This window comes from Paraburkholderia xenovorans LB400, from assembly GCF_000013645.1.
GTDB lineage: Bacteria > Pseudomonadota > Gammaproteobacteria > Burkholderiales > Burkholderiaceae > Paraburkholderia > Paraburkholderia xenovorans.
The window spans coordinates 2,578,489-2,598,727 of record NC_007952.1 but is presented as its reverse complement, the minus strand read 5'-3'; the positions used below and the strand labels follow the sequence as shown (position 1 = coordinate 2,598,727).

Here is a 20,239-nt window from a genome sequence, read left to right as displayed (position 1 = left end):
CCGCGCCGGGTACGGCGGGTGGGGGCTCGCGTCAGAAGGTGGCTGCGAGTTCCCGCGCGGCTTCCTGAAGACGCGGCACGAATTCGAGCGCACGCGACAGCGGCGCGCGCGAGACCGGCGCATGCACGGCGACCGCCGCGATACAGGTGCCGTTCCCGTCTACGACCGGCGCCGCCACACACACGATGCCCGCCAGAAACTCCTCGTTATCGATCGCAATGCGTTTGTGCGCGGTCCGGTCGAGTTCCGCTTCGAGCAATTCGGGATCCGTGATGGTGTTCTGCGTAAAGCGTTCGAGTTTCAGCGCGCGCACGAGTGCCGAGCGCTGTTCGCGCGGCAGCATGGCCAGCAACAGTTTGCCGCTCGCGCTGCAATGCGCGGGCACATGCGAGCCGGGTTTGAGATCGAGGCGCAACGGCCACGGCGCTTCCATCCGGTCGAGATACAGCACCTCGTTCTCGTGCAGCATGGTGAGATTGCAGGTCTCGCCGAGATCGGTCACCAGACGCGCGAGAATCGCGTGACGCAGGCGCCGCGCGCCGGAATGCATCATCACCCCCAACGCGAGTTGCGCGAGGCGCGGGCCGATCACATACGCGTTCTTCTGACCGGGTTCGCGGATCACGAGCCCGCCGGCTTCCAGCGAAGCGAGCATGCGATGCAGCGATGCCTTGGGTAGCGCCACGTCTTGTGCGATATCGGCGAGCGACACCGGGCCGTCCGAGTTGACGAGGTGTTCTAGCAACGCAAACGCGCGCAGCGTCGGAGTATCCGCTTTGGTCATGCCTGCCGTTCCGGAAAATGGATCGGCGCCATTGTACAACCGCGCTTCGGGCCGTCCGGCCTTCGCGCCGCCGGGGAGGACGCCGGCGGAGGAATCCGCCGGATCGAATGCTTCGCTCATGGGAAAAGCCTCAACGCTCATGGTGCGCGTGCTCCGTGAAGGGGCCCGCGGATAACAGCGGGGCGAGCTTCAGCGCCGCGTCCTTGAGTTTCGGCACGGTCTTCAGCAGGTCGTTCAGACTCGCGCGCGCGGTCGGCGCGTGAATTGCCAGTGACGCAAGCACATGCCCATCGGCCGCGTCGCGCACCGGCACCGCGACCGCCACCATGCCGCGAACCAGTTCCTCGTTGTCGATGCCGATACCGCGCACCGCGAGGCGGTCGAGTTCCGCGCCGAGCAGATTCAGTTCCGTCAGGGTGCCTTGCGTTCTTCGCTCCAGCGTCAGCCTCGCGAGCACGAGGCGGCGCTCGGCCGGCGGCATCTGCGACAGGAACAGTTTGCCGCTGGCGGTGCAGTGCAACGGCACGCGCGTGCCGGGCTGCAAATGTAGCCGCAGCGGTTCGGTGGTTTCCACGCGCTCCAGATAGAGCACGGTGTCGTGATCCAGGGCGGTGAGGTTGCAGGTTTCGCCGAGCGCGTCGACGAGCGAGCGCAGCAGCGAACGGCAGGCGCGCCCGAACGTATTGTTGGACAGCGTGGTGAGCGCGAGCTGCGCCGCTTTCGGCCCTAGCGTGATGCCGCGGTCCGTGCCGCGCGAATCAGGCAGATGAGTCACGTAACCCTGCGCTTCGAGCGACTCGATCAAACGCATCAGCGTCGCCTTGGGGATGCGCAGGCGCAGCGAGAGTTGCGAGAGCGAAAACGGCTGCCCGGCGGCCGCGAGCTGTTCGAGCACGGCCAATGCGCGCAAAGCCCGCGAGTCCTCGGCCACGGGTTCGCTGCGTGAGGACGGGCAGCGTGCTTGCATACACCTCCTTGCTCGGATCAGTGAATGTCCAGCGTCCACGTACATTGCGCAGGCCGGTTGGCAATTGCTAAAAGTGAAACAAAAAACGCTGTTTCTGTTTCACATGGGCCGATATTAGCGGGAATTTCTTGAACAGGAAATGGGCTGAACATAAATTTCAACGAAACATACCGGTTTTTATAAAACGTGCAGGAGACACATCACATGGCAGACCGATTCGACTTTGTGGTCGTCGGCGCGGGTTCGGCGGGTTGCGTGCTCGCGAACCGGCTTTCCGAAGGCGGCCGCTACTCGGTATGTCTACTCGAAGCCGGCCCGGCCGATCGCTTCATGTGGATTCATATCCCCATCGGTTATGGCAAGACGATGTTTCACCCGGTCTATAACTGGGGCTTCTATACCGATCCCGATCCGAACATGCACAATCGCCGGCTCTACTGGCCGCGCGGCCGCACGCTGGGCGGCAGCAGTTCGATCAATGGCCTGATCTACGTGCGCGGGCAGAAGGACGATTACGACCACTGGGCGCGGCTCGGCAATCGCGGCTGGGGCTGGCAAGACTGCCTGCCGTATTTCAGGCGGCTGGAACACAACGAATTGGGCGAGGGGCCCACGCGCGGTGTCGACGGCCCACTGTGGGCCTCGACCATCAAACAGCGGCATGAGCTGGTCGATGCGTTCATTGCGGCGTCGAATTCGTTAGGCGTGGAAACCGTCGAGGACTTCAATACGGGCGATCAGGAGGGCGTCGGCTACTATCAGCTGACTACCCGCCGCGGCTTCCGGTGCTCGACCGCCGTCGCCTATCTGAAGCCCGCGCGGCAACGCAGGAACCTGCGGGTGGAAACCGATGCGATGGCCTCGAAAATCCTGTTCGAGGGAACCCGCGCCTGCGGGGTGCAGTATCGGCAACACGGCGAGTTGCGGGAAGTGCGCGCCGATCGCGAAGTGATCCTGACTGCCGGCGCGCTGCAGTCGCCTCAATTGCTGCAACTGTCCGGCGTGGGACCGGCGGCATTGCTGCGCGAGTTCGGGATTCCCGTGGTGGCCAATCGCGCGGGCGTCGGCGAAAACCTGCAGGACCATCTGCAAATCCGGCTGATCTATGAGGTCACCAAACCGATTACGACCAACGATCTGCTGCGCTCGTGGACCGGGCGCGCCAGAATGGGCCTGCAATGGGCGCTGATGCGCGGCGGCCCGCTCGCGGTCGGCATCAACCAGGGCGGCATGTTCTGCCGGGCGTTGCCGGAGGAATCGGCGACGCCGGACATCCAGTTTCATTTCTCCACGTTGTCGGCGGACTCCGCCGGCGGCAATGTTCATGACTTTCCCGGCTGCACTTACTCGATCTGCCAGTTGCGGCCGCAATCGCGAGGGGTGGTGCGCATTCGCAGCGTCGATCCGCGTGAAGCGCCGTCCATTCAGCCGAACTATCTGGACACCGATCTGGACCGGCGCACGACGATCGCCGGTGTGCGTTTCGCGCGCCGCGTCGCGGCCGCCGAGCCGATGGCCGCGCTGATGAAACGCGAGTTGCGCCCAGGCGCGCATGCGCAGACCGACGACGAACTGCTGGATTTCTGCCGGGAGTACGGACAGACAATTTTCCATCCATCTGGTACAGCAAAGATGGGCACGGCCGGCGATCCGCTCGCGGTGGTCGACGAGCGCCTGCGCGTGTACGGCACACAGGGGCTGCGCGTGGTCGATTGCTCGATCATGCCCACGCTCGTGTCGGGCAATACGAACGTGCCGATCGTGATGGTGGCTGAAAAGGCGTCGGACATGATTCTGCACGACGCAAGCGGTGTCGATCGTGGAGTCGAGACGACACCCGCGGCGAAAGTGGCCGCGTAGCAGGCGCAATACAACGGCGGGCACTGTCCGCCGCAATACGCAGCCGCGAGTCGTCCGATGAATGGACGGCCGCGGCTGCACATAAACCGCCCCGGAGGAGACAACTGGGGTTATCGGCTGGCCGCCTGCGGACGCAGGCGGCATGGCTGTCCATTGAGGAGCTGCTGCTATGGCAATCGATCCCCGCGCTATCCGCCGTGTTGCGTTCGCCAGCGTGATCGGCGCAACCGTCGAATGGTATGACTTTTTTCTTTACGGCGTTGTGGCCGGCATCGTATTCAACAAGCTCTACTTTCCCGCGAACGATCCGCTGGTGTCGACGCTGCTCGCCTATTCGACCTTTGCGGTAGGTTTCGTCACGCGGCCTCTCGGCGGCGTGATATTCGGCCATTTCGGCGATCGTATCGGCCGCAAATCGGCGCTGATCCTGACGCTGATCATCATGGGAATCTCGACGGCAGGCGTCGCGTTCGTGCCGACCTATGCGCAGATCGGCATCTGGGCGCCTATCCTGCTGTTGTCGCTGCGCGTGCTGCAAGGTATCGGGCTCGGCGGCGAATGGGGCGGCGCGGTTTTGATGGCCTATGAATATGCGCCTCCCGCTCAACGCGGTCTCTATGCGAGCCTGCCGCAGATTGGTTTGTCGATCGGGCTATGCCTTGCATCCGGAATGGTCGCGAGCCTCTCGCGTCTGCTGCCCGAAGCGGCGTTTCTGTCGTGGGGTTGGCGGATCGCGTTCGGCGCGTCGCTCGGTCTGGTTCTGATCGGCCTGTATATTCGCGCCAAGGTCATGGAGACGCCCGAATTCATCGCGCTCAAACGCAATCGGCGCGAGGCAAAGATTCCGTTCATCGACATGATGACGCGCTATCGCGGTGCCGTGGTGCTCGGCATGGGCGCGCGCTATATCGACGGTGTGTTCTTCAATATCTTCGCTGTATTCTCGATCGGCTACCTCACGCAACATATCTCGATGAGCCGCACCGACGCATTGCTCGGCGTGATGATCGCGGCCGGCGTGATGTGCTTCTTCATCCCGCTGTTCGGCAGCATGTCGGACAAGCTTGGCCGCGCGCGCGTCTATTTCTGGGGCTCGCTGATTTGCGGTGTGTCGGTGTTTCCGGCTTTCTGGCTTATCGAAATGCAGCCGGCCAGCACGCTGTTGATCTGGGCTGCGATCGTGGTGCCCTTTGGCATCTTCTACGCGATGGTGTACGGTCCGGAGGCGGCATTGTTCGCCGAACTGTTCGACGCCGAAGTGCGCTATACGGGTATCTCGTTCGTCTATCAGTTCTCGGGCATCTTCGCGAGCGGGCTCACGCCGATCATCGCGACGATCCTGATGCGGCTGAACGGCGGCAAACCGTGGACCGTATGCGCGTATGTGTTGTTCTCGGCCTTGATATCGGCGCTGTCGGTGCGGGCGATCGAACGCAAGCGGGCCGGTGCGTTCGATGCGGTCGTCCATGCGCGGTCGTGACCCGCGGCGTCATTCCCGAAACGTTTTCGCCGTCTCTTCCGCGGCATGACGCAGATCGGGCACGAAGGCGAGCAGATCGTCGAGCGTGACCCGGCCCACCGGCGCCTGCACCGCAATCGCCGCGCAGGCGCGATTGCGATCGAGCATGACGGGCACGGCAATCGCGATCAACCCTTGCAGATGTTCCTGATTGTTGATCGCGAGCAGCCGGCGCCGTGTCGTGCTCAGTTCTTTGCGCAACAGGTCGCGGTCGGTAATCGTTCGCTCGGAATAACCGCGCAGCGGCAGCGTTTCAATCACGCGTTCGCGTCTGTCTTTCGGCAGAAAGCTCAGCAGCAGCTTGCCGCTCGCCGAGCAGTGCAGCGGCACGTGTGAGCCAGGCTGCAGGTGCATGCGCAGCGGCCAGCCGGTTTCGACGCGGTCTACATACACCACGTCGTTGCCGGAGAGCATGGTCAGATTGCACGTCTCGCCGATTTTCGCCACCAGTTGTTCGAGCAGCACGTGGCGAGCGGCCGCCGGTCCCGCATGCATCAACACGTTGACGGCGAGCATGCGCACGCGCGGCGAGCATTCATAGAGACGGTCGCCGGCGCCGCGCGTGACGAGCCACGCATCCATCAGTTGCACGAGGATCCGGTGGACGGTCTGCTTGGGCAGGCCGAGCGCATTGACGAGTTCCGTCATCGAGAGCGGGCCGCCCGCTTCGGCGAGTGTTTCGAGAACGCGAAAGGCTCGCACTGCAGCTGCATTCGACTGGTTTGATGTCGACATCCCACTTCCGCGGCGGCGTAATCACAGGGTTGATTTTGCATCGACTTCATTGCTTTTCGGGACTATGGAAAGTACCGAATTTTGCGTTTTCCGATGCTGACGACCGTAATGCAATGGATAGCTCAAAAAACGGGACTTCGCTCGAGGCGCGGCTGGCTAGATTGATAGCACTGCAATCCATCCACTCAAGCGGAGCGAACTCATATGAACGTCAGAGCCACCGGCGCCGAAGTCGCGGCACACCGTGCGGACGATGAAGCCGAACGCATCGTTGCGCCGCTCGTAGCGAGGGCGCGTGCGGCGCAGCGCGATTTCGAAAACGCGGGACAACAGGCGCTCGACACGGCCGCCGCAGCAGCAGCGTGGGCCATCATGGAACCGCAGCGCAACCGGCAACTGGCGGAGCGCGCCGTACACGATACGGGCCTCGGCAACGCCGACGACAAGTTCCGCAAGAACTATCGCAAGACGCTCGGCCTGCTGCGCGATCTGCATGGACAGAAGACCACCGGCGTGATCGCGGAGGACAAGGCGAGCGGTATCGTCGAGATCGCGCGCGCCGTCGGCGTGGTGGCGGCGGTTACACCGTCCACCAATCCGGCTGCCACGCCGGCCAACAAGATCGTCAACGCGCTCAAATGCGGCAATGCGGTAATCGTCGCGCCATCGCCCAAAGGCCACTCGTCCTGCGCGTTGCTGATCGAATTCATTCACGCGCAATTCGCCAGAGCCGGTATCGACGCCGACCTCGTGCAGATGCTGCCCGCGCCGATCAGCAAGGCGGCCACGGCCGCGCTGATGCGGCAGTGCGATCTGGTCGTGGCGACGGGTTCGCAGGCGAACGTACGCATGGCGTATGCAAGCGGGACGCCCGCATTCGGCGTGGGCGCCGGCAATGTCGCCTCGATCGTCACGGCGTCTGCCGATCTGCATGATGCGGCGCGCAAGATCTTGCGCTCGAAAACCTTCGACAACGCGACGAGCTGTTCGTCTGAAAACAGCGTCGTGATCGAAGAGGCGGTCTATGCGCCGATGCTCGCCGAGCTGGCCGCGTGCGGCGGCGTGCTCCTCGATGCCGCGCAGAAGGCCCGCTTGCAGGCGGCGATGTGGGCCAACGGCAAGCTCTCCGAACAATGCACGGCGAAGTCCGCCGAGGTGATCGCCCGTGTGGCGGGTCTGGACGACATCGCGGCGCGTCATCCCGCCTTCCTGATGGTAGAAGAAGCCGGCGCGGGCAGCGACTATCCGTTTTCCGGCGAGAAACTCGCACCGGTTCTTGCCGTGTATCGTGCCGCCGATTTCGCTGCCGCGGCCGACGTGGTGCGCGACATTTACGCGTACATGGGCGCAGGTCATTCGGTCGGATTGCATTCGGCCGATCCCGCGCAAGCGGTCCGGCTCGGCGTAACGTTGCCGGTTGCGCGCGTGATCGTGAATCAGGCGCACTGTCTCGCCACCGGCGGCAACTTCGATAACGGCTTGCCGTTCTCGCTGTCGATGGGCTGCGGCACGTGGGGCCGCAACAACTTCTCGGGGAATCTGGGCTTTCGCCATTATCTGAACACCACGCGGGTCGCCTATCCGATCGAGGAGCGCGTGCCGGAGACGGACGAATTGCTCGGCGATTTCTTCGCGAGGTACGGCCGATGAACCCGCCCGCCACCCTTCGCGCGCTGATCGACGAGCGCGCCTCGCAATATCCGGAGAAGCCCTTTCTGCTGGCCGCATCCGACGACGATGAACCGGCGGCCCCCGACCGGCGCGCGACCGTGCTGACGTTTCGCGAGTTGCGAGACGACTGCCGCGTGCTGGAGGCACGTTTCAGGCAGGCCGGCCTGCAACCCGGCGACGTCGTTTCGGTGTTCATGGGCAATGGCATCCAGACCGCCCGTCTGTTGCTCGCGGCCATGTATAGCGGGCTCGTGGCGAATCCGCTGAATCTGCTTTGCCAGCCCTCGCAGGTGCGCTATATCGTCGACCATTCCGACACGCGGATGATTTTCGCCGCGCGCGATACGCAAGCGGTAATCGATACCGCCGTCGCCGAACTGCGCGACGCCGGGCTCAGCCGCGAGATCGCATTGATCGGCACCGAACCGGCGCAGGCGGCGCCGCCTGTGCTCACGAAGCGCGAGCCTGCGTTGGCTGAAGCCGGCGCGCGGATCGCAAGCGGCTCCGCTGCTGCCGCAGCGGCACATGCGTTCGCGATGCGCGGCGCACGGCACGAGGAGGACACCGCGCCAACGCACGAACCGGCCGCGGACGACGTTGCGCTGCTCATGTACACCTCGGGCACCACCGGCACGCCCAAAGGCGTTTTGCTGACGCATCGCAACCTGGTCGCAAATGCTCGCAATATCAGCGCCGAACACCGGCTGACGGCCGACGATCGCGTGCTGGCGTCGTTGCCGCTGTATCACATCAACGGGCTTGTGGTGACGCTGCTCGCGCCGCTCTTTCATGGCGGCTCGGCGGTCATGACGTCGCGCTTTTCGGCGCGCACGTTCTGGCGCGACGTCGCGCTTCATGCCTGCACGTGGATCAACGTGGTGCCGACCATCGTCGCGTATCTGCTCAATGCCGACGAAACGTGCACCTACGATCTGTCGGCGCTGAAGTTTTGCCGCAGCGCGTCGGCGGCCTTGCCCGCCGATCACCATCGCGCGTTCGAGGCGCGCTTCGGGATCGGCGTGATCGAAACGATGGGCATGACCGAAACCGCCGCGCCGGTTTTTAGCAATCCCTATGAAATGAACCGGCGCCGCGTGGGCAGCGTCGGCCTGCCTTCGGGCGGCGAGGCGAGGGTGATCGACCGTGAAGGGCGCGAGTGCGCCGCCAATGAATGCGGCGAGCTGGTGTTGCGCGGCGAACAGGTGATGGGCGGCTATTACAAGCGGCCCGAAGAGACGGCGGCGGCGTTTACGGCGGATGGCTGGCTGCGCACCGGCGACCTCGGTTATCGCGACGCGGACGGCTATTTCTACATCAATGGCCGCGCCAAGGAATTGATCATCAAGGGCGGCGAAAACATTGCGCCGCGCGAGATCGACGAAGCGCTGTTGCGGCATCCCGATGTGCTGGATGCCGCGGCGGTCGGCGTGCCCGACCCGGCTTACGGTCAGGAGATCGTGGCGTTCGTGGTGCCGCGCCTGAGCGACGGACGGGCCGCGCCCGACCCGGCGGACTTGCGCGAACACTGCATGCGCGAACTCGGCCGTTACAAGACGCCGAAGGAGTTCCGGTTCGTCGACGAACTGCCGCGCGGGCCTTCCGGCAAGGTGCAGCGCCTGAAGCTGGTGCCCGGCTGATGGCGCGCGGCCGGCGGCCGGCGGCCAGCGGCAGTCAGCGCGAAGCAGTCATGTCTTGAGTCGCATCGCGGTAAATCGGACGGCCGGTCATGGCCGTGGTCGATACACATAAGAGAGAAACAGGAGACAGCATGGAAACGCGTATCCGGCGTGTCAAGACACGCCATATCATCCTGGCGGTCATGTGCCTGATGTATTTCATCTCATACATCGATCGGGTCAACATTGCCGTGGCCGGCCCATTGATTCGTCACGAGATGGGTCTCACGACCGTTCAACTGGGACTGGTGTTTTCGGCTTTCGCTTATCCGTATGCGGCAATGCAGATTATCGGCGGCTGGCTCGCCGACAAGTTCGGGCCGAAACTGGTGCTGACGGTGCTCTCGCTGATCTGGGGCGTGGCCACGTTGGCCACCGGCTTTGCCGGCAGCGTCACGATGCTGGTCCTGATGCGCTTCGCGCTCGGCGTCGGCGAAGGCGGGGCGTTTCCCACCGCGACGCGGGCCTTCACCTACTGGATGCCGGTCGCCGAGCGCGGCTTTGCACAAGGCATTACCCACAGTTTCGCGCGCCTGGGCGGCGCGGTCACGCCGCCGCTGGTGCTGGCCGTGGTGGCCACGGGCGGCTGGCGCGATGCATTCATTCTGCTCGGCATCGCGAGCCTCGCCTGGACTGTGCTCTACCTGTTCGTGTTCACCAACTCGCCGGAACAGAACCGGCGCATCACACCCGAGGAAACCGCGGAAATCGGCTACCGCGCCGGCGACTGCGACCGCGCCAAACACGCGGCCACGCCGTGGCGCAAACTGGTGCGCCGGATGTGGCTCGTCACCTTTGTCGACTTCTGCTATGGCTGGTTGCTGTGGGTCTATCTGACCTGGTTGCCGTCCTATCTGCGCGAATCGCGAGGCTTCGATCTCAAGCAACTGGCGCTCTTCACCGCGCTGCCGCTGCTGGCGGGAGTGGTCGGCGACACGCTCGGCGGCGTCGTGTCGGACAAGCTTTACAAGATCACCGGCCGGCTGCGCTTTGCGCGCTGTGCGGTGCTGGTGGTGGGCATGGGCGGCTCGCTGGTGTTTCTGCTGCCGATGGTGTCCGCTACCGATCCGCTCACCGCCGTGTGGTTCCTGTCGGCTTCGTTCTTCTTCCTGGAAATCACCAACCCGGTGCTGTGGACGTTGCCGCTCGACATTGCCGGCAAGTACGCGGGCACGGCCGGCGGCATGATGAACACGGGCTTCGGTGTCGCGGGGATGATCTCGCCGGTGGCGTTCGGCTTTCTGATCGAGAAGACCGGCAGCTACAACGTGCCGTTCAATATCTCCGCGGGACTGCTCGCGGTCGGTATCGTGGCGGCGCTATTCATCGACACCGGCAAGACCGTCGAGGCCGACGAGGAGCGCGAGCGCGCCGCCGGCGCGGAGCTCGGCGGCATGCCGTCGTTCCTGCACGCGGGGGCGGCGGTTCGGCTGGAGCGCCATCACTTGCGCCGGCCATTGCGGTGGCGCAAGTGAGGTAACCGACCGAAGCCGGCAACCGAAGCCGGCGACCGAAGCCGGCAACCGAAGCCGGCAACCGAAGCCGGCAACCGAAGCCGGCAACCGAAGCCGGCAACAACTGAAGCAAGGTGGCGGGCGGCCGCCTACGGGCGCGCCCGCCTTGGGCTCACCTGGCCGGCTTGAGCGCGCGCAAACGCCAGATCAGGCTCGAGGTGTCGAAGCGGTTGCCGCCGAGCGCCTGCACGTCCGCATAGAACTGGTCGACGAGGGCGGTCACGGGCAGCGACGCGCCATTGCGCTTTGCTTCATCCAGACAGAAGCCGAGGTCCTTGCGCATCCAGTCGACGGCAAAGCCGTAATCGAACTTGCCGTCGATCATGGTCTTGCCGCGATTGTCCATTTGCCAGCTCGCTGCCGCACCCTTGCCGATCACCTCCAGCACGAGCGGCATGTCGAGGCCGGCGAGCTGGCCGAAGTTGATCGCCTCGGAGAGCCCCTGCACGACGCCGGCGATACAGATCTGGTTGACCATTTTCGCCAGTTGCCCGGCACCGACGGCGCCGACCAGCGTGACGGCCGCCGCATAGTGCGCGAGCACCGGCGACGCCTGTTCGAAGACGGCCGGCTCGCCGCCGCACATGATTGTCAGCTTGCCGTTCTGCGCGCCGGACTGGCCGCCCGACACGGGCGCGTCGATGAAATGCAAATCTTTCTGGCCCGCGACTTCCGCCAGTTCGCGCGCCACGTTCGCCGAGGCCGTGGTGTGATCGACAAACGCGGTATTCCGCGCCATGCCGGCGAACGCGCCGTTCTCACCGAGCGTGACGCTGCGCAGATCGTCGTCGTTGCCGACGCAGGCGAGGACCAGATCGGCGCCGTCCGCGGCTTCGCGGGGCGTGGCGGCGGCGCGGCCGCCGTACTCGGCCACCCATTGCTGCGCTTTCGAGGCGGTCCTGTTGTACACGGTCACGTCGAGGCCTGCTTTCGCGAGATGGCCGGCCATCGGATAGCCCATCACGCCGAGACCGAGAAACGCGACACGGCGAACGGTGGATGGGGCGGGCTGTGCTGTCGGATGATTCATTGGGGCTCCGTAGACTGGGCTGGGTTTGGGGTGCGGTAATTATGAGGCGCGCGGCCGTCCGGCCGGCGCCGAAGATGACAAAAATCTCATATTTCTACCATGTTGGCACTGCGGCAGCGCCGTAGCATCGGTCGCACCTGGTCAACATCTCACATAGCCATGCTTACCCGCAACCTTGCTGCCGTCCTTGCGCTTGCTGCGGTGAGCACGGCTTTCGGACAAACGGCTGCGCCCCTGGCGCCGGGTTCTTCAGCCGCGCCGTCGATAGGACAGGCCCCGGCGCAGGAAGGCGCTGCCTTGCCGCTCGACGAGGCGCTCGGCATCGCAGCCGGGAACAACCCGTTGCTGCGCGGCGCGCGTGCCGACGTGGATGCGTCGGGCGGCGCGTTCATGCAGGCGGGCGCCCGGCCCAATCCGCAGCTATCGCTGCTGCAGGAGGGGTTCGGCGGAACCGAGCGCACCTCGACGGCGCTCCTCAACCAGACCGTCGAGCTCGGCGGCAAGCGTCAGGCGCGGCTGGACGTCGCTTCCTATGGGCGTGAAGTGGCGCTCGCATCGCTCGACGCGCGCGCGGCGGCGCTGCGCTCGGACGTCATCGCCGCGTTTTACGGATTGCTTGCGGCGCAACGCCAGTTGCGGGTCGCGCAGGAGTCCGCCGATATCGCGGAGAGGTCGGCGGAGCTGGCGGAAAAACGCGCGCGGGCGGGCAAGGTGTCGCCGGTCGAGGCGACGAAGGCGCGGGTCGCCGCGACCGGAGTTCAGATCGAACTGGCCAACGCCGCCGCGCGGCTGACGATTGCGGCGGAGAAGCTCGTGAACGTGACGGGCAGTCCGCTCGTGCGAGGACGCCCCGTTAGCGGCGACATCGAGAGCGTGCCGGTGGTCGGCTCGCTCGCCCAACTCCTGCCTCAGCTGTCCGACGCGCCGCTTGCCCGAGCGGCGAAGGCGGAGACGCTTCGGGCCAACGCCGCCATTTCCGTGGAGCGCGCAAAGCGCATCCCCGACGTCACGTTCAGCGTCGGCATGAAGCGGGTCGTGACGGGCGGCGTTCCCGGCAACCAGGCGGTGGTCGGCGTGTCCATTCCGCTTCCGCTTTTCGACAGCAACAAGGGCGCGCTGCTCGAATCCGTTCACAAAGCCGGCAAGGCGAGCGCCGGCTTCGACAGTGAAACGGCCCGCCTGCAACTGGAATTGACGCAGGCGTACGCCAATTACGAGAGGTCGAGCCTGGAGGCGCGACGCCTGAAAGCCGATGTGCTGCCGGCCGCGCGCGAGGCGCTCGATGCCATGTCGCGCGGCTACGAACTCGGCAAGTTCGGCTTTCTGGATGTGCTGGACGCGCAGCGCACGTTGTTCCAGGGCCAGTCGCAATACGTGCAGGCATTGACGGATGCGCACCTTGCCTATGCCGATATCGGACGGCTTGTCGGCGTCCCCCTGAACGACGTTGCTGACTCGACGCCACGCCTGCCTTGAAGGATCCGTCATGCCGCGCAGAAAACTCATCATCGCCGCCGTGGCGACCCTCGGTAGCGTGAGCATCGCGCTCGCCGCATTTGCGCTCACGCGCGAGCCGTCGAATGGCGCAGGCGCTGCGGGTGCCGCCGACACACCGGCGAGTGCTCAGACTTCGCCTGGCCGGCATGGTGGCACCGTTCTCACGGAAGGTGCCCTGTCCGTCGAAATCGTTCTGTCCGGAAAGCCGGGGGACGCACGCCTCGTCGTCCATCCGCTTGTCGAGGGCAAGCCCGCGGATAAAGACGTGGCCGTGTCGGGTTCCATGACTCGCTACGACGGTTCGACGCTACCGCTCCGGTTCGTGCGCGCAGGCCAGAAGTGGACGTCCGCCGAACCGGTCGGCATGCCTCACGTATTCGATGCGGCCATTCAACTCAGGTGGCGCGAGCAATCCGTGTCATTCGTTTTTTCGCGGGCCGATGGTGCGATCGCGCTCAGTGCGGCGCAAATCGAGGCGGCGCGGATTCGCCTGGGCGAGGCCGGTCCTGCCCAGGTTCTCACCGCCTTCCAGCTTCCCGGCGAAATCAGGTTCAACGAGGATCGCACGGCTCACGTCGTGCCGCGGGTGGCGGGCATCGTGGAGCGGGTCGGCGTATCGGCCGGCGAGAACGTGGAGCAGGGGCAGGTGCTGGCGGTCATTGCCAGCACCGATCTCGCCGATCGCAGGAGCGAACTGCTGAGCGCGGAGCGCCGGCTCGCCGCGGCGAGAACTTCGTATGCGCGCGAGAAGACGTTGTGGCAGGAACGCATCTCCGCCGAGCAGGACTATCTGCAGGCGCAGGTTCAATTGCGCGAAGCCGAAATCGCCACGCAGAACGCCCGCGCCAAGCTCGCCGCGCTGAATGCGCCGGCGGCGGCCGGCGCATTGAACCGTTATGAATTGCGCGCGCCGTTCGCCGGCACCGTGGTCGAGAAACATGCGACGCCCGGTGAGGCTGTCGCGGCCGATGCCCGGCTCTTCGTGCTCTCCGATCTCTCCTCCGTATGGGCCGAGATGGCGGTGCCGGCCCAGCGCCTGAACGACGTGCGGGTCGGCCGCGCCGCCACCGTCAGCGCCACCGCGTTCGAGTCGAAGTCCAGCGGCCCGATTGCCTATGTCGGCGCGCTGCTCGGCGAGCAGACCCGCACTGCGCCGGCGCGGGTGGTATTGCCCAATCCCGACGGAGCGTGGCGGCCGGGCATGTTCGTCAATGTGTCGGTAGACGCCGGCAGACAGAGCGTGCCGCTTGCCGTGGCGGCCGACGCGCTGCAGGACATCGACGGTTCGCCCGCCGTCTTCGTGCGCTCGCGCAGCGGTTTCGTCGCGCAGGCCGTGCAGACCGGGCGCCGTGACGACAAGGTCGTCGAAGTCGTGACAGGACTCCGGCCGGGGCAACAGTATGCCGCCTCGAACAGTTTCGTCCTCAAGGCCGAGCTCGGAAAGGGCAGTGTCGAGGAAGAGTAGCCGTTCGGCGCCATGAAGCGCATGGCACGTGCCGCAGGCAGGCTGCATTCCCCGGTTTCGATTTAGCCGGTTTCCAAGGACCATTTCCATGTTCGAGACTCTGATACGCTTCGCCATCGCGCACCGCTGGCTAGTCATGCTGGCGATTGCCGCGGTTGCGGCCGTGGGCGTGACCAGCTATCAGAAGCTGCCCATCGACGCCGTGCCCGACATCACCAATGTCCAGGTTCAGATCAATACGTCCGCGCCGGGCTATTCGCCGCTCGAAGCCGAGCAACGCATCACATACCCGGTGGAAACGGCGATGGCCGGCCTTCCCGATCTGGCGCAGACGCGTTCCATCTCGCGCTACGGCTTGTCCCAGGTCACGGTGATCTTCAAGGACGGCACCGACATCTACTTCGCACGCCAGCTCGTCAACGAAAGGATTCAGGAAGCCAAAGACAGGCTGCCGCCCGGCGCCACGCCGGCAATGGGCCCGACTTCCACGGGTCTTGGCGAGATTTACCTGTGGACGGTCGAAGCCGACGCGTCAGCCGTCAAGCCGGACGGAACCCGCTACACGCCGGTGGATCTGCGCGAACTTCAGGACTGGGTCGTCAAGCCTCAGCTTCGCAACGTGCCGGGGGTGACCGAGGTGAATTCCATCGGCGGTTTCGTGAAGGAGTTCCGGGTCGCGCCGAATCCCGCCAAGCTCATGTCCCACGGCTTGACGCTGGCGGACGTGGTGCGCGCGCTCGAGCGCAACAACGACAATGTCGGCGCCGGCTACATCGAAAAACGCGGCGAACAGTATCTCGTGCGGGTGCCCGGCCAGGCTCGCTCGGCCGACGATATCTCCAATATCGTGCTGACCAACGTGAGCGGCGTGCCGGTGCGCATCAAGGATATTGGGCAGGTGGATATCGGCCGTGAACTGCGCACGGGCGCCGCGACCTCGAACGGCGAGGAGGTGGTGCTCGGCACCGTGTTCATGCTGATGGGAGAAAACAGCCGCACGGTGGCCAAGGCTGTCTCCGTCAGGATGGACGAGGTGAATCGCACACTGCCTCCCGGCGTGCGCGCGGTTCCCGTGTACGACCGCACGGTTCTGGTTGAAAAAGCCGTGCAGACGGTGAAGAAGAATCTGCTCGAAGGCGCGGTGCTGGTGGTCGCGGTGCTCTTTCTTTTTCTCGGCAACATGCGTGCGGCGCTGATCACGGCGCTCGTCATTCCGCTGTCCATGCTGATGACGTTTACCGGCATGGTCAACGCGAAGGTGAGCGCCAACCTCATGAGTCTGGGCGCGCTGGACTTCGGCATCATCGTCGACGGCGCGGTGGTGATCGTCGAAAATTGCGTCAGGCGGCTCGCTCATGCGCAGGCGCTCGCCGGCCGGCCGCTGAGCCGCGAGGAGCGTTTCGCCGAGGTGTTCGGCGCGTCGCAGGAAGCGAGGCGCGCACTGATATTCGGTCAACTGATCATCATGGTGGTCTACCTGCCGATCTTCGCGCTCACGGGCGTCGAAGCGAAAATGTTTCACCCGATGGCGATCACCGTCGTGATGGCGCTGGCCGCCGCGATGCTGTTGACAGTCACCTTCATTCCGGCTGCCATCGCGCTGTTTATCGGCAAGCGCGTCGAGGAAAAGGAAAACCGCTTGATGGGCTGCGCGAGACGGCTCTACGAGCCGTTGCTGGCCACCTTCATGACGCGCCCGAAACGCGTGTTTCTCGGCGCGGCGGTGATCGTCACGTTGAGCACGGGGCTGGCGGCGCGCCTCGGCAGCGAGTTCGTGCCGAGTCTGAACGAGGGAGATCTGGCCGTCGCCGCACTGCGCATTCCGGGCACGAGTCTCTCGCAGTCGGTGGACATGCAGAAGTCCATCGAGACAACGTTGAAGCAGCGCTTTCCTGAAATCGAGCGCGTGTTTGCGCGCACGGGCACGGCGGAAATCGCGGCGGATCCGATGCCGCCCAACCTCTCCGACGGCTACATCATGCTCAAGCCGACGGACCAGTGGCCGGAGCGGAACAAGCCGCGCGAGAAGCTCGTGGAGGAAATGGAAGCGGTGCTGGCCGAGTTGCCAGGGAATACGTACGAATTCTCCCAACCCATTCAACTCCGCTTCAACGAATTGATCTCCGGCGTGCGCAGCGACGTGGCGGTGAAACTCTTTGGCGACGACATGGCCGTGCTCAACGGCACGGGCGAGAAAATCGCAGCGGCGTTGCAGAAGGTGCCGGGCGCCGCCGAAGTGAAGATGGAGCAAACCTCCGGCTTGCCGGTTCTCACCATCAACGTGGACCGCGACAAACTGGCGCGCTACGGCGTGACGGTGGGCGATCTTCAGGACACGGTCGCGGCCGCGGTGGGCGGGCAGAAAGCCGGCACGCTGTTCCAGGGCGACCGGCGCTTCGATATCGTGGTGCGCCTGCCGGATGAGCTTCGCTCGGATATCGAAGCGATCAAGCGGCTGCCGATTGCGTTGCCGTTGGCTTTGCCGCTTGCCTCACCGCTCGCTTCACCGCTCGCTGCGGCGGGCAGCGGCGGCATGCCCGTCGCTCAGGCGCCGTACGTGCCGCTCGCCGAGCTGGCCACGGTCGAGGTCGCGCCGGGGCCGAACCAGATCAGCCGGGAAGACGGCAAGCGGCGCGTCGTCGTGAGCGCGAATGTCCGCGGGCGCGACGTCGGTTCCTTTGTGGCGGACGCGCGCGAGCGGATACGTCAGGACGTGCAGGTGCCGCCGGGTTACTGGTTGTCGTGGGGCGGACAGTTCGAGCAGTTGCAAAGCGCGAGCGAGCGCCTCAAGCTGGTGGTGCCGCTGTCGCTCTTCATGGTGTTTGTCCTGCTCTTCATCATGTTTAATAATGCTAAGGATGGCCTGCTGGTATTCACTGGCATTCCATTTGCATTGAGCGGCGGCGTGCTGTCGCTCTGGTTGAGGGACATTCCGCTTTCCATTACCGCGGCCGTCGGTTTCATCGCGCTCTCGGGCGTCGCGGTGCTGAACGGGCTCGTCATGATTTCCTTCATCAGAAATCTGCGGGAAGAAGGCATGGAGCTGGACGCGGCCGTTCGCGAAGGCGCCGTGACGCGGCTGCGGCCGGTGCTGATGACAGCGCTGGTGGCGTCGCTCGGGTTTCTGCCAATGGCATTCGCAACCGGCACCGGCTCGGAAGTGCAGCGCCCGCTGGCCACGGTGGTGATTGGCGGGATCCTGTCGTCCACGGCGCTGACATTGCTGGTTTTACCCGTGCTTTATCGGGCCGCTCATGCTTCATCGTGGCGTGCCGTTGCCGCGGGCCGGCTGGCGAAAGCTTCGCCGGGTCGGATACTGCGCTGGCCCGGCTTTTTCTAGAGGTAGTTTGCATGCGGATTCTGTTAGTGGAAGACGAGCCGAAGACCGGCGCCTATCTTCGCAAAGGCCTCTCGGAGGCGGGATACGTCGTGGATTGGGCCGAAGACGGCGTCACGGGTCAGCACCAGGCGGAAACGGAAGACTACGATCTGCTGATCCTCGACGTGATGCTGCCGGGCCAGGACGGCTGGACGCTGCTGCACAATCTCCGCCGCACGCGCTCCACGCCCGTGCTGTTTCTCACCGCGCGCGACGACGTGGGCGACCGCGTCAGAGGACTGGAGCTCGGCGCCGACGACTACCTTGCGAAGCCGTTCGACTTTGTCGAACTGGTCGCACGCGTCAGGTCGATCCTCAGGCGCGGCAAGCCGCGTGAAACCATGTCGCTGAAAGTCGCCGATCTCGAACTGGATCTGACGCGGCGCAAAGCGACCCGCCAGGGCGACGTGATCCTGCTGACCGCCAAGGAGTTCACGCTGTTGTGGCTGCTCATGCGCAAGGAAGGGGAAATCCTGCCGCGCGCCACGATTGCGTCGCAGGTGTGGGACATGAACTTCAACAGCGATACGAACGTCGTGGATTCGGCAATCAGGAGGCTGCGCTCCAAGGTCGACGACGCCTACGAACCCAAGCTCATTCACACGGTGAGAGGCATGGGATATGTGCTGGAAGTCAGGAGTGGCGGCAATTGATAAAAGACGCGGTCCCACGAACGCTGCAGGCGAGGCTGACCGTCCTGATCATTCTGTCGACGTCGGCCATCCTCGCGTTGAGCGGCCTCGCGCTGCATGAGGCGCTGCGAAGCCGCCTCGAGTCCGCTTCGACCGATCTCATGTCCGGCACGTTGGCCACGCTGCAGACGCATCTGGCCGGGAGCCGGAACACCGAAGATATCGTCAGCGACGCGCAAACGTGGATCGACCTGCTGCATGGGCATCAGAACATGGCGCTCGCCGTCTACGATGCAGCCGGCCAACGCCTGCTGGGTACGCCCGGCTTCCAGTCCTACGAGCCGATTCTCGCCGCCCCCGCGAGCCGGGTGCCGACGAATCTCACGCGCGCCGGCTCGAATCTTCGATACCTCGTCGCGCTCGTGCCGCTCGATGACGCGAGCGGGCGCTCGGTGCGAGCCGCCATTCAGTACGACGGAACCAACGACCGGGTGCTGTTGCGGGCGCAGGCCTATACGGCGGTCATCATCGAAGTGTTCGGCGTGATTCTCGCCGCCGCGTTTGCCTACGGCATTGCCACGCTGGGCCTGCTCCCGCTGCGCCGGCTGGCGGCCCAGGCAGAGGCGATGTCCACCAGCCGCCTTGCGCAGCCGTTGCCCGAACTCGACGCGACGGGCGAATTGAAGGAACTGGAGCACGCCTTTAACGGCATGCTCGCGCGGCTCGACGAATCGTTCACCCGGCTGAGCCAGTTCTCCTCCAATCTTGCGCACGACATGCGCACGCCGCTGACCAATCTGCTTGCCGCTGCGCAGGTCGCGCTGTCGCAGCCGCGAACCGCGGAGGACTATCGCGACGTGATCGAATCGAGCGTGGACGAATATCAGCGACTGTCGCGAATGATCGAAGACATGCTGTTCCTCGCGCGCTCGGAGCAGGCCGACGCGGCCTTGTCCTTGCGTTCGCTCGACGCAGCGGCGGAGGCCGAACGCGTTGCCGGCTATTACGAGCCGATGGCCGAAGACGCGCAGGTCAGGATCGAGGTCACGGGGCACGGTACGGTGCAGGCCGACTTGCTTCTCTTTCAGCGCGCGCTCAGCAATCTGCTTTCGAATGCGCTCGTGCAGGCGCCGAAGGGCAGCACCATCACGATCGACTGCAAGGAAGAGCCGAATTCAACCACACTGACCGTGTCGGATTCGGGGCCGGGAATCGAGGCTCACCATCTCAAGCGCATATTCGAGCGGTTTTATCGCGTCGACCCATCGCGGCAATGCTCGGCATCGGGCACGGGGCTTGGCCTCGCCATCGTGAAGTCGATCATGAACATTCACGCCGGGCATTGCGGATGCGAAAGCCGGCCTCACGTGTGCACCCGCTTCTGGCTGCGGTTTCCGCGGCGCGATTGCCCGGCTAACGGCGCAGGCACGCCCATGACCCGCGGCGCCGTACGCAAAGACTGAAGCGCCGCGTTCACCAACCGTTCGCCGGCACCAGACGCAGACACATA

At 64.8% G+C, this 20,239-nt stretch carries 14 protein-coding genes; 10 read left to right on the top strand and 4 right to left on the bottom strand.

The features are described from left to right. Positions 1-31: 31 nt before the first annotated feature. Positions 32-784, bottom strand: coding sequence for an IclR family transcriptional regulator (locus tag BXE_RS33425; RefSeq protein ID WP_011492550.1), 753 nt, complete (start codon positions 782-784; stop codon positions 32-34). Between the two features lie 130 nt (positions 785-914). Beyond that, the gene (locus BXE_RS33420; RefSeq protein WP_040124471.1) at positions 915-1,751 is read right to left on the bottom strand and encodes an IclR family transcriptional regulator; all 837 of its coding nucleotides are present in this window, start codon (positions 1,749-1,751) and stop codon (positions 915-917) included. A gap of 204 nt (positions 1,752-1,955) precedes the next feature. Here BXE_RS33420 and BXE_RS33415 point away from each other — a divergent pair, with 204 nt between their 5' ends. Both BXE_RS33415 and BXE_RS33410 read left to right on the top strand, forming a co-directional pair. Continuing rightward, a complete protein-coding gene (locus BXE_RS33415) occupies positions 1,956-3,611 on the top strand; it encodes a GMC family oxidoreductase (protein ID WP_011492548.1) in 1,656 nt (551 codons plus the stop codon). Positions 3,612-3,780: 169 nt separating this feature from the next. Beyond that, complete coding sequence (locus BXE_RS33410) at positions 3,781-5,091, top strand: MFS transporter (protein WP_011492547.1); 1,311 nt, start codon at positions 3,781-3,783, stop codon at positions 5,089-5,091. 9 nt (positions 5,092-5,100) lie between these two features. Here the strand turns inward: BXE_RS33410 and BXE_RS33405 are convergent, their stop codons facing one another. Beyond that, positions 5,101-5,865, bottom strand: coding sequence for an IclR family transcriptional regulator (locus tag BXE_RS33405; RefSeq protein ID WP_011492546.1), 765 nt, complete (start codon positions 5,863-5,865; stop codon positions 5,101-5,103). Positions 5,866-6,069: 204 nt separating this feature from the next. Between BXE_RS33405 and sauS the strand changes: the two genes are divergently transcribed. The 3 genes from sauS to BXE_RS33390 all read left to right on the top strand — a co-directional run bounded on the left by sauS (position 6,070) and on the right by BXE_RS33390 (position 10,687). Then, positions 6,070-7,515: an acylating sulfoacetaldehyde dehydrogenase gene (sauS, locus tag BXE_RS33400; RefSeq protein ID WP_011492545.1), complete on the top strand. Its 1,446-nt coding sequence runs from the start codon at positions 6,070-6,072 to the stop codon at positions 7,513-7,515. Next, entirely contained in the window at positions 7,512-9,173 is a 1,662-nt protein-coding gene (locus BXE_RS33395; RefSeq protein WP_011492544.1) for an AMP-binding protein, read from the top strand. Before sauS ends, BXE_RS33395 begins: the two co-directional genes overlap by 4 nt. Positions 9,174-9,304: 131 nt before the next feature. Continuing rightward, positions 9,305-10,687 (top strand): MFS transporter, encoded by a 1,383-nt coding sequence (locus BXE_RS33390; RefSeq protein WP_011492543.1) that lies wholly within the window; start codon positions 9,305-9,307, stop codon positions 10,685-10,687. Between the two features lie 151 nt (positions 10,688-10,838). Here the strand turns inward: BXE_RS33390 and BXE_RS33385 are convergent, their stop codons facing one another. After that, complete coding sequence (locus tag BXE_RS33385; protein WP_011492542.1) at positions 10,839-11,756, bottom strand: NAD(P)-dependent oxidoreductase; 918 nt, start codon at positions 11,754-11,756, stop codon at positions 10,839-10,841. A gap of 159 nt (positions 11,757-11,915) precedes the next feature. Between BXE_RS33385 and BXE_RS33380 the strand changes: the two genes are divergently transcribed. From BXE_RS33380 to BXE_RS33360, 5 genes are all read left to right on the top strand, one after another. After that, complete coding sequence (locus BXE_RS33380) at positions 11,916-13,232, top strand: TolC family protein (RefSeq protein WP_040124473.1); 1,317 nt, start codon at positions 11,916-11,918, stop codon at positions 13,230-13,232. Between the two features lie 10 nt (positions 13,233-13,242). Next, positions 13,243-14,718: an efflux RND transporter periplasmic adaptor subunit gene (locus tag BXE_RS33375; RefSeq protein ID WP_011492540.1), complete on the top strand. Its 1,476-nt coding sequence runs from the start codon at positions 13,243-13,245 to the stop codon at positions 14,716-14,718. An 88-nt stretch (positions 14,719-14,806) separates the two neighbouring features. After that, positions 14,807-18,058, top strand: coding sequence for an efflux RND transporter permease subunit (locus BXE_RS33370; protein ID WP_011492539.1), 3,252 nt, complete (start codon positions 14,807-14,809; stop codon positions 18,056-18,058). Positions 18,059-18,069: 11 nt separating this feature from the next. Continuing rightward, positions 18,070-18,750 carry a heavy metal response regulator transcription factor IrlR gene (gene irlR / locus BXE_RS33365; protein WP_011492538.1) on the top strand — a complete coding sequence of 227 codons (681 nt, stop codon included), beginning with the start codon at positions 18,070-18,072 and terminating at the stop codon, positions 18,748-18,750. Then, the gene (locus tag BXE_RS33360) at positions 18,747-20,192 is read left to right on the top strand and encodes a heavy metal sensor histidine kinase (RefSeq protein WP_011492537.1); all 1,446 of its coding nucleotides are present in this window, start codon (positions 18,747-18,749) and stop codon (positions 20,190-20,192) included. The genes irlR and BXE_RS33360 overlap by 4 nt, the downstream gene beginning before the upstream one ends. Positions 20,193-20,239: the final 47 nt, after the last annotated feature.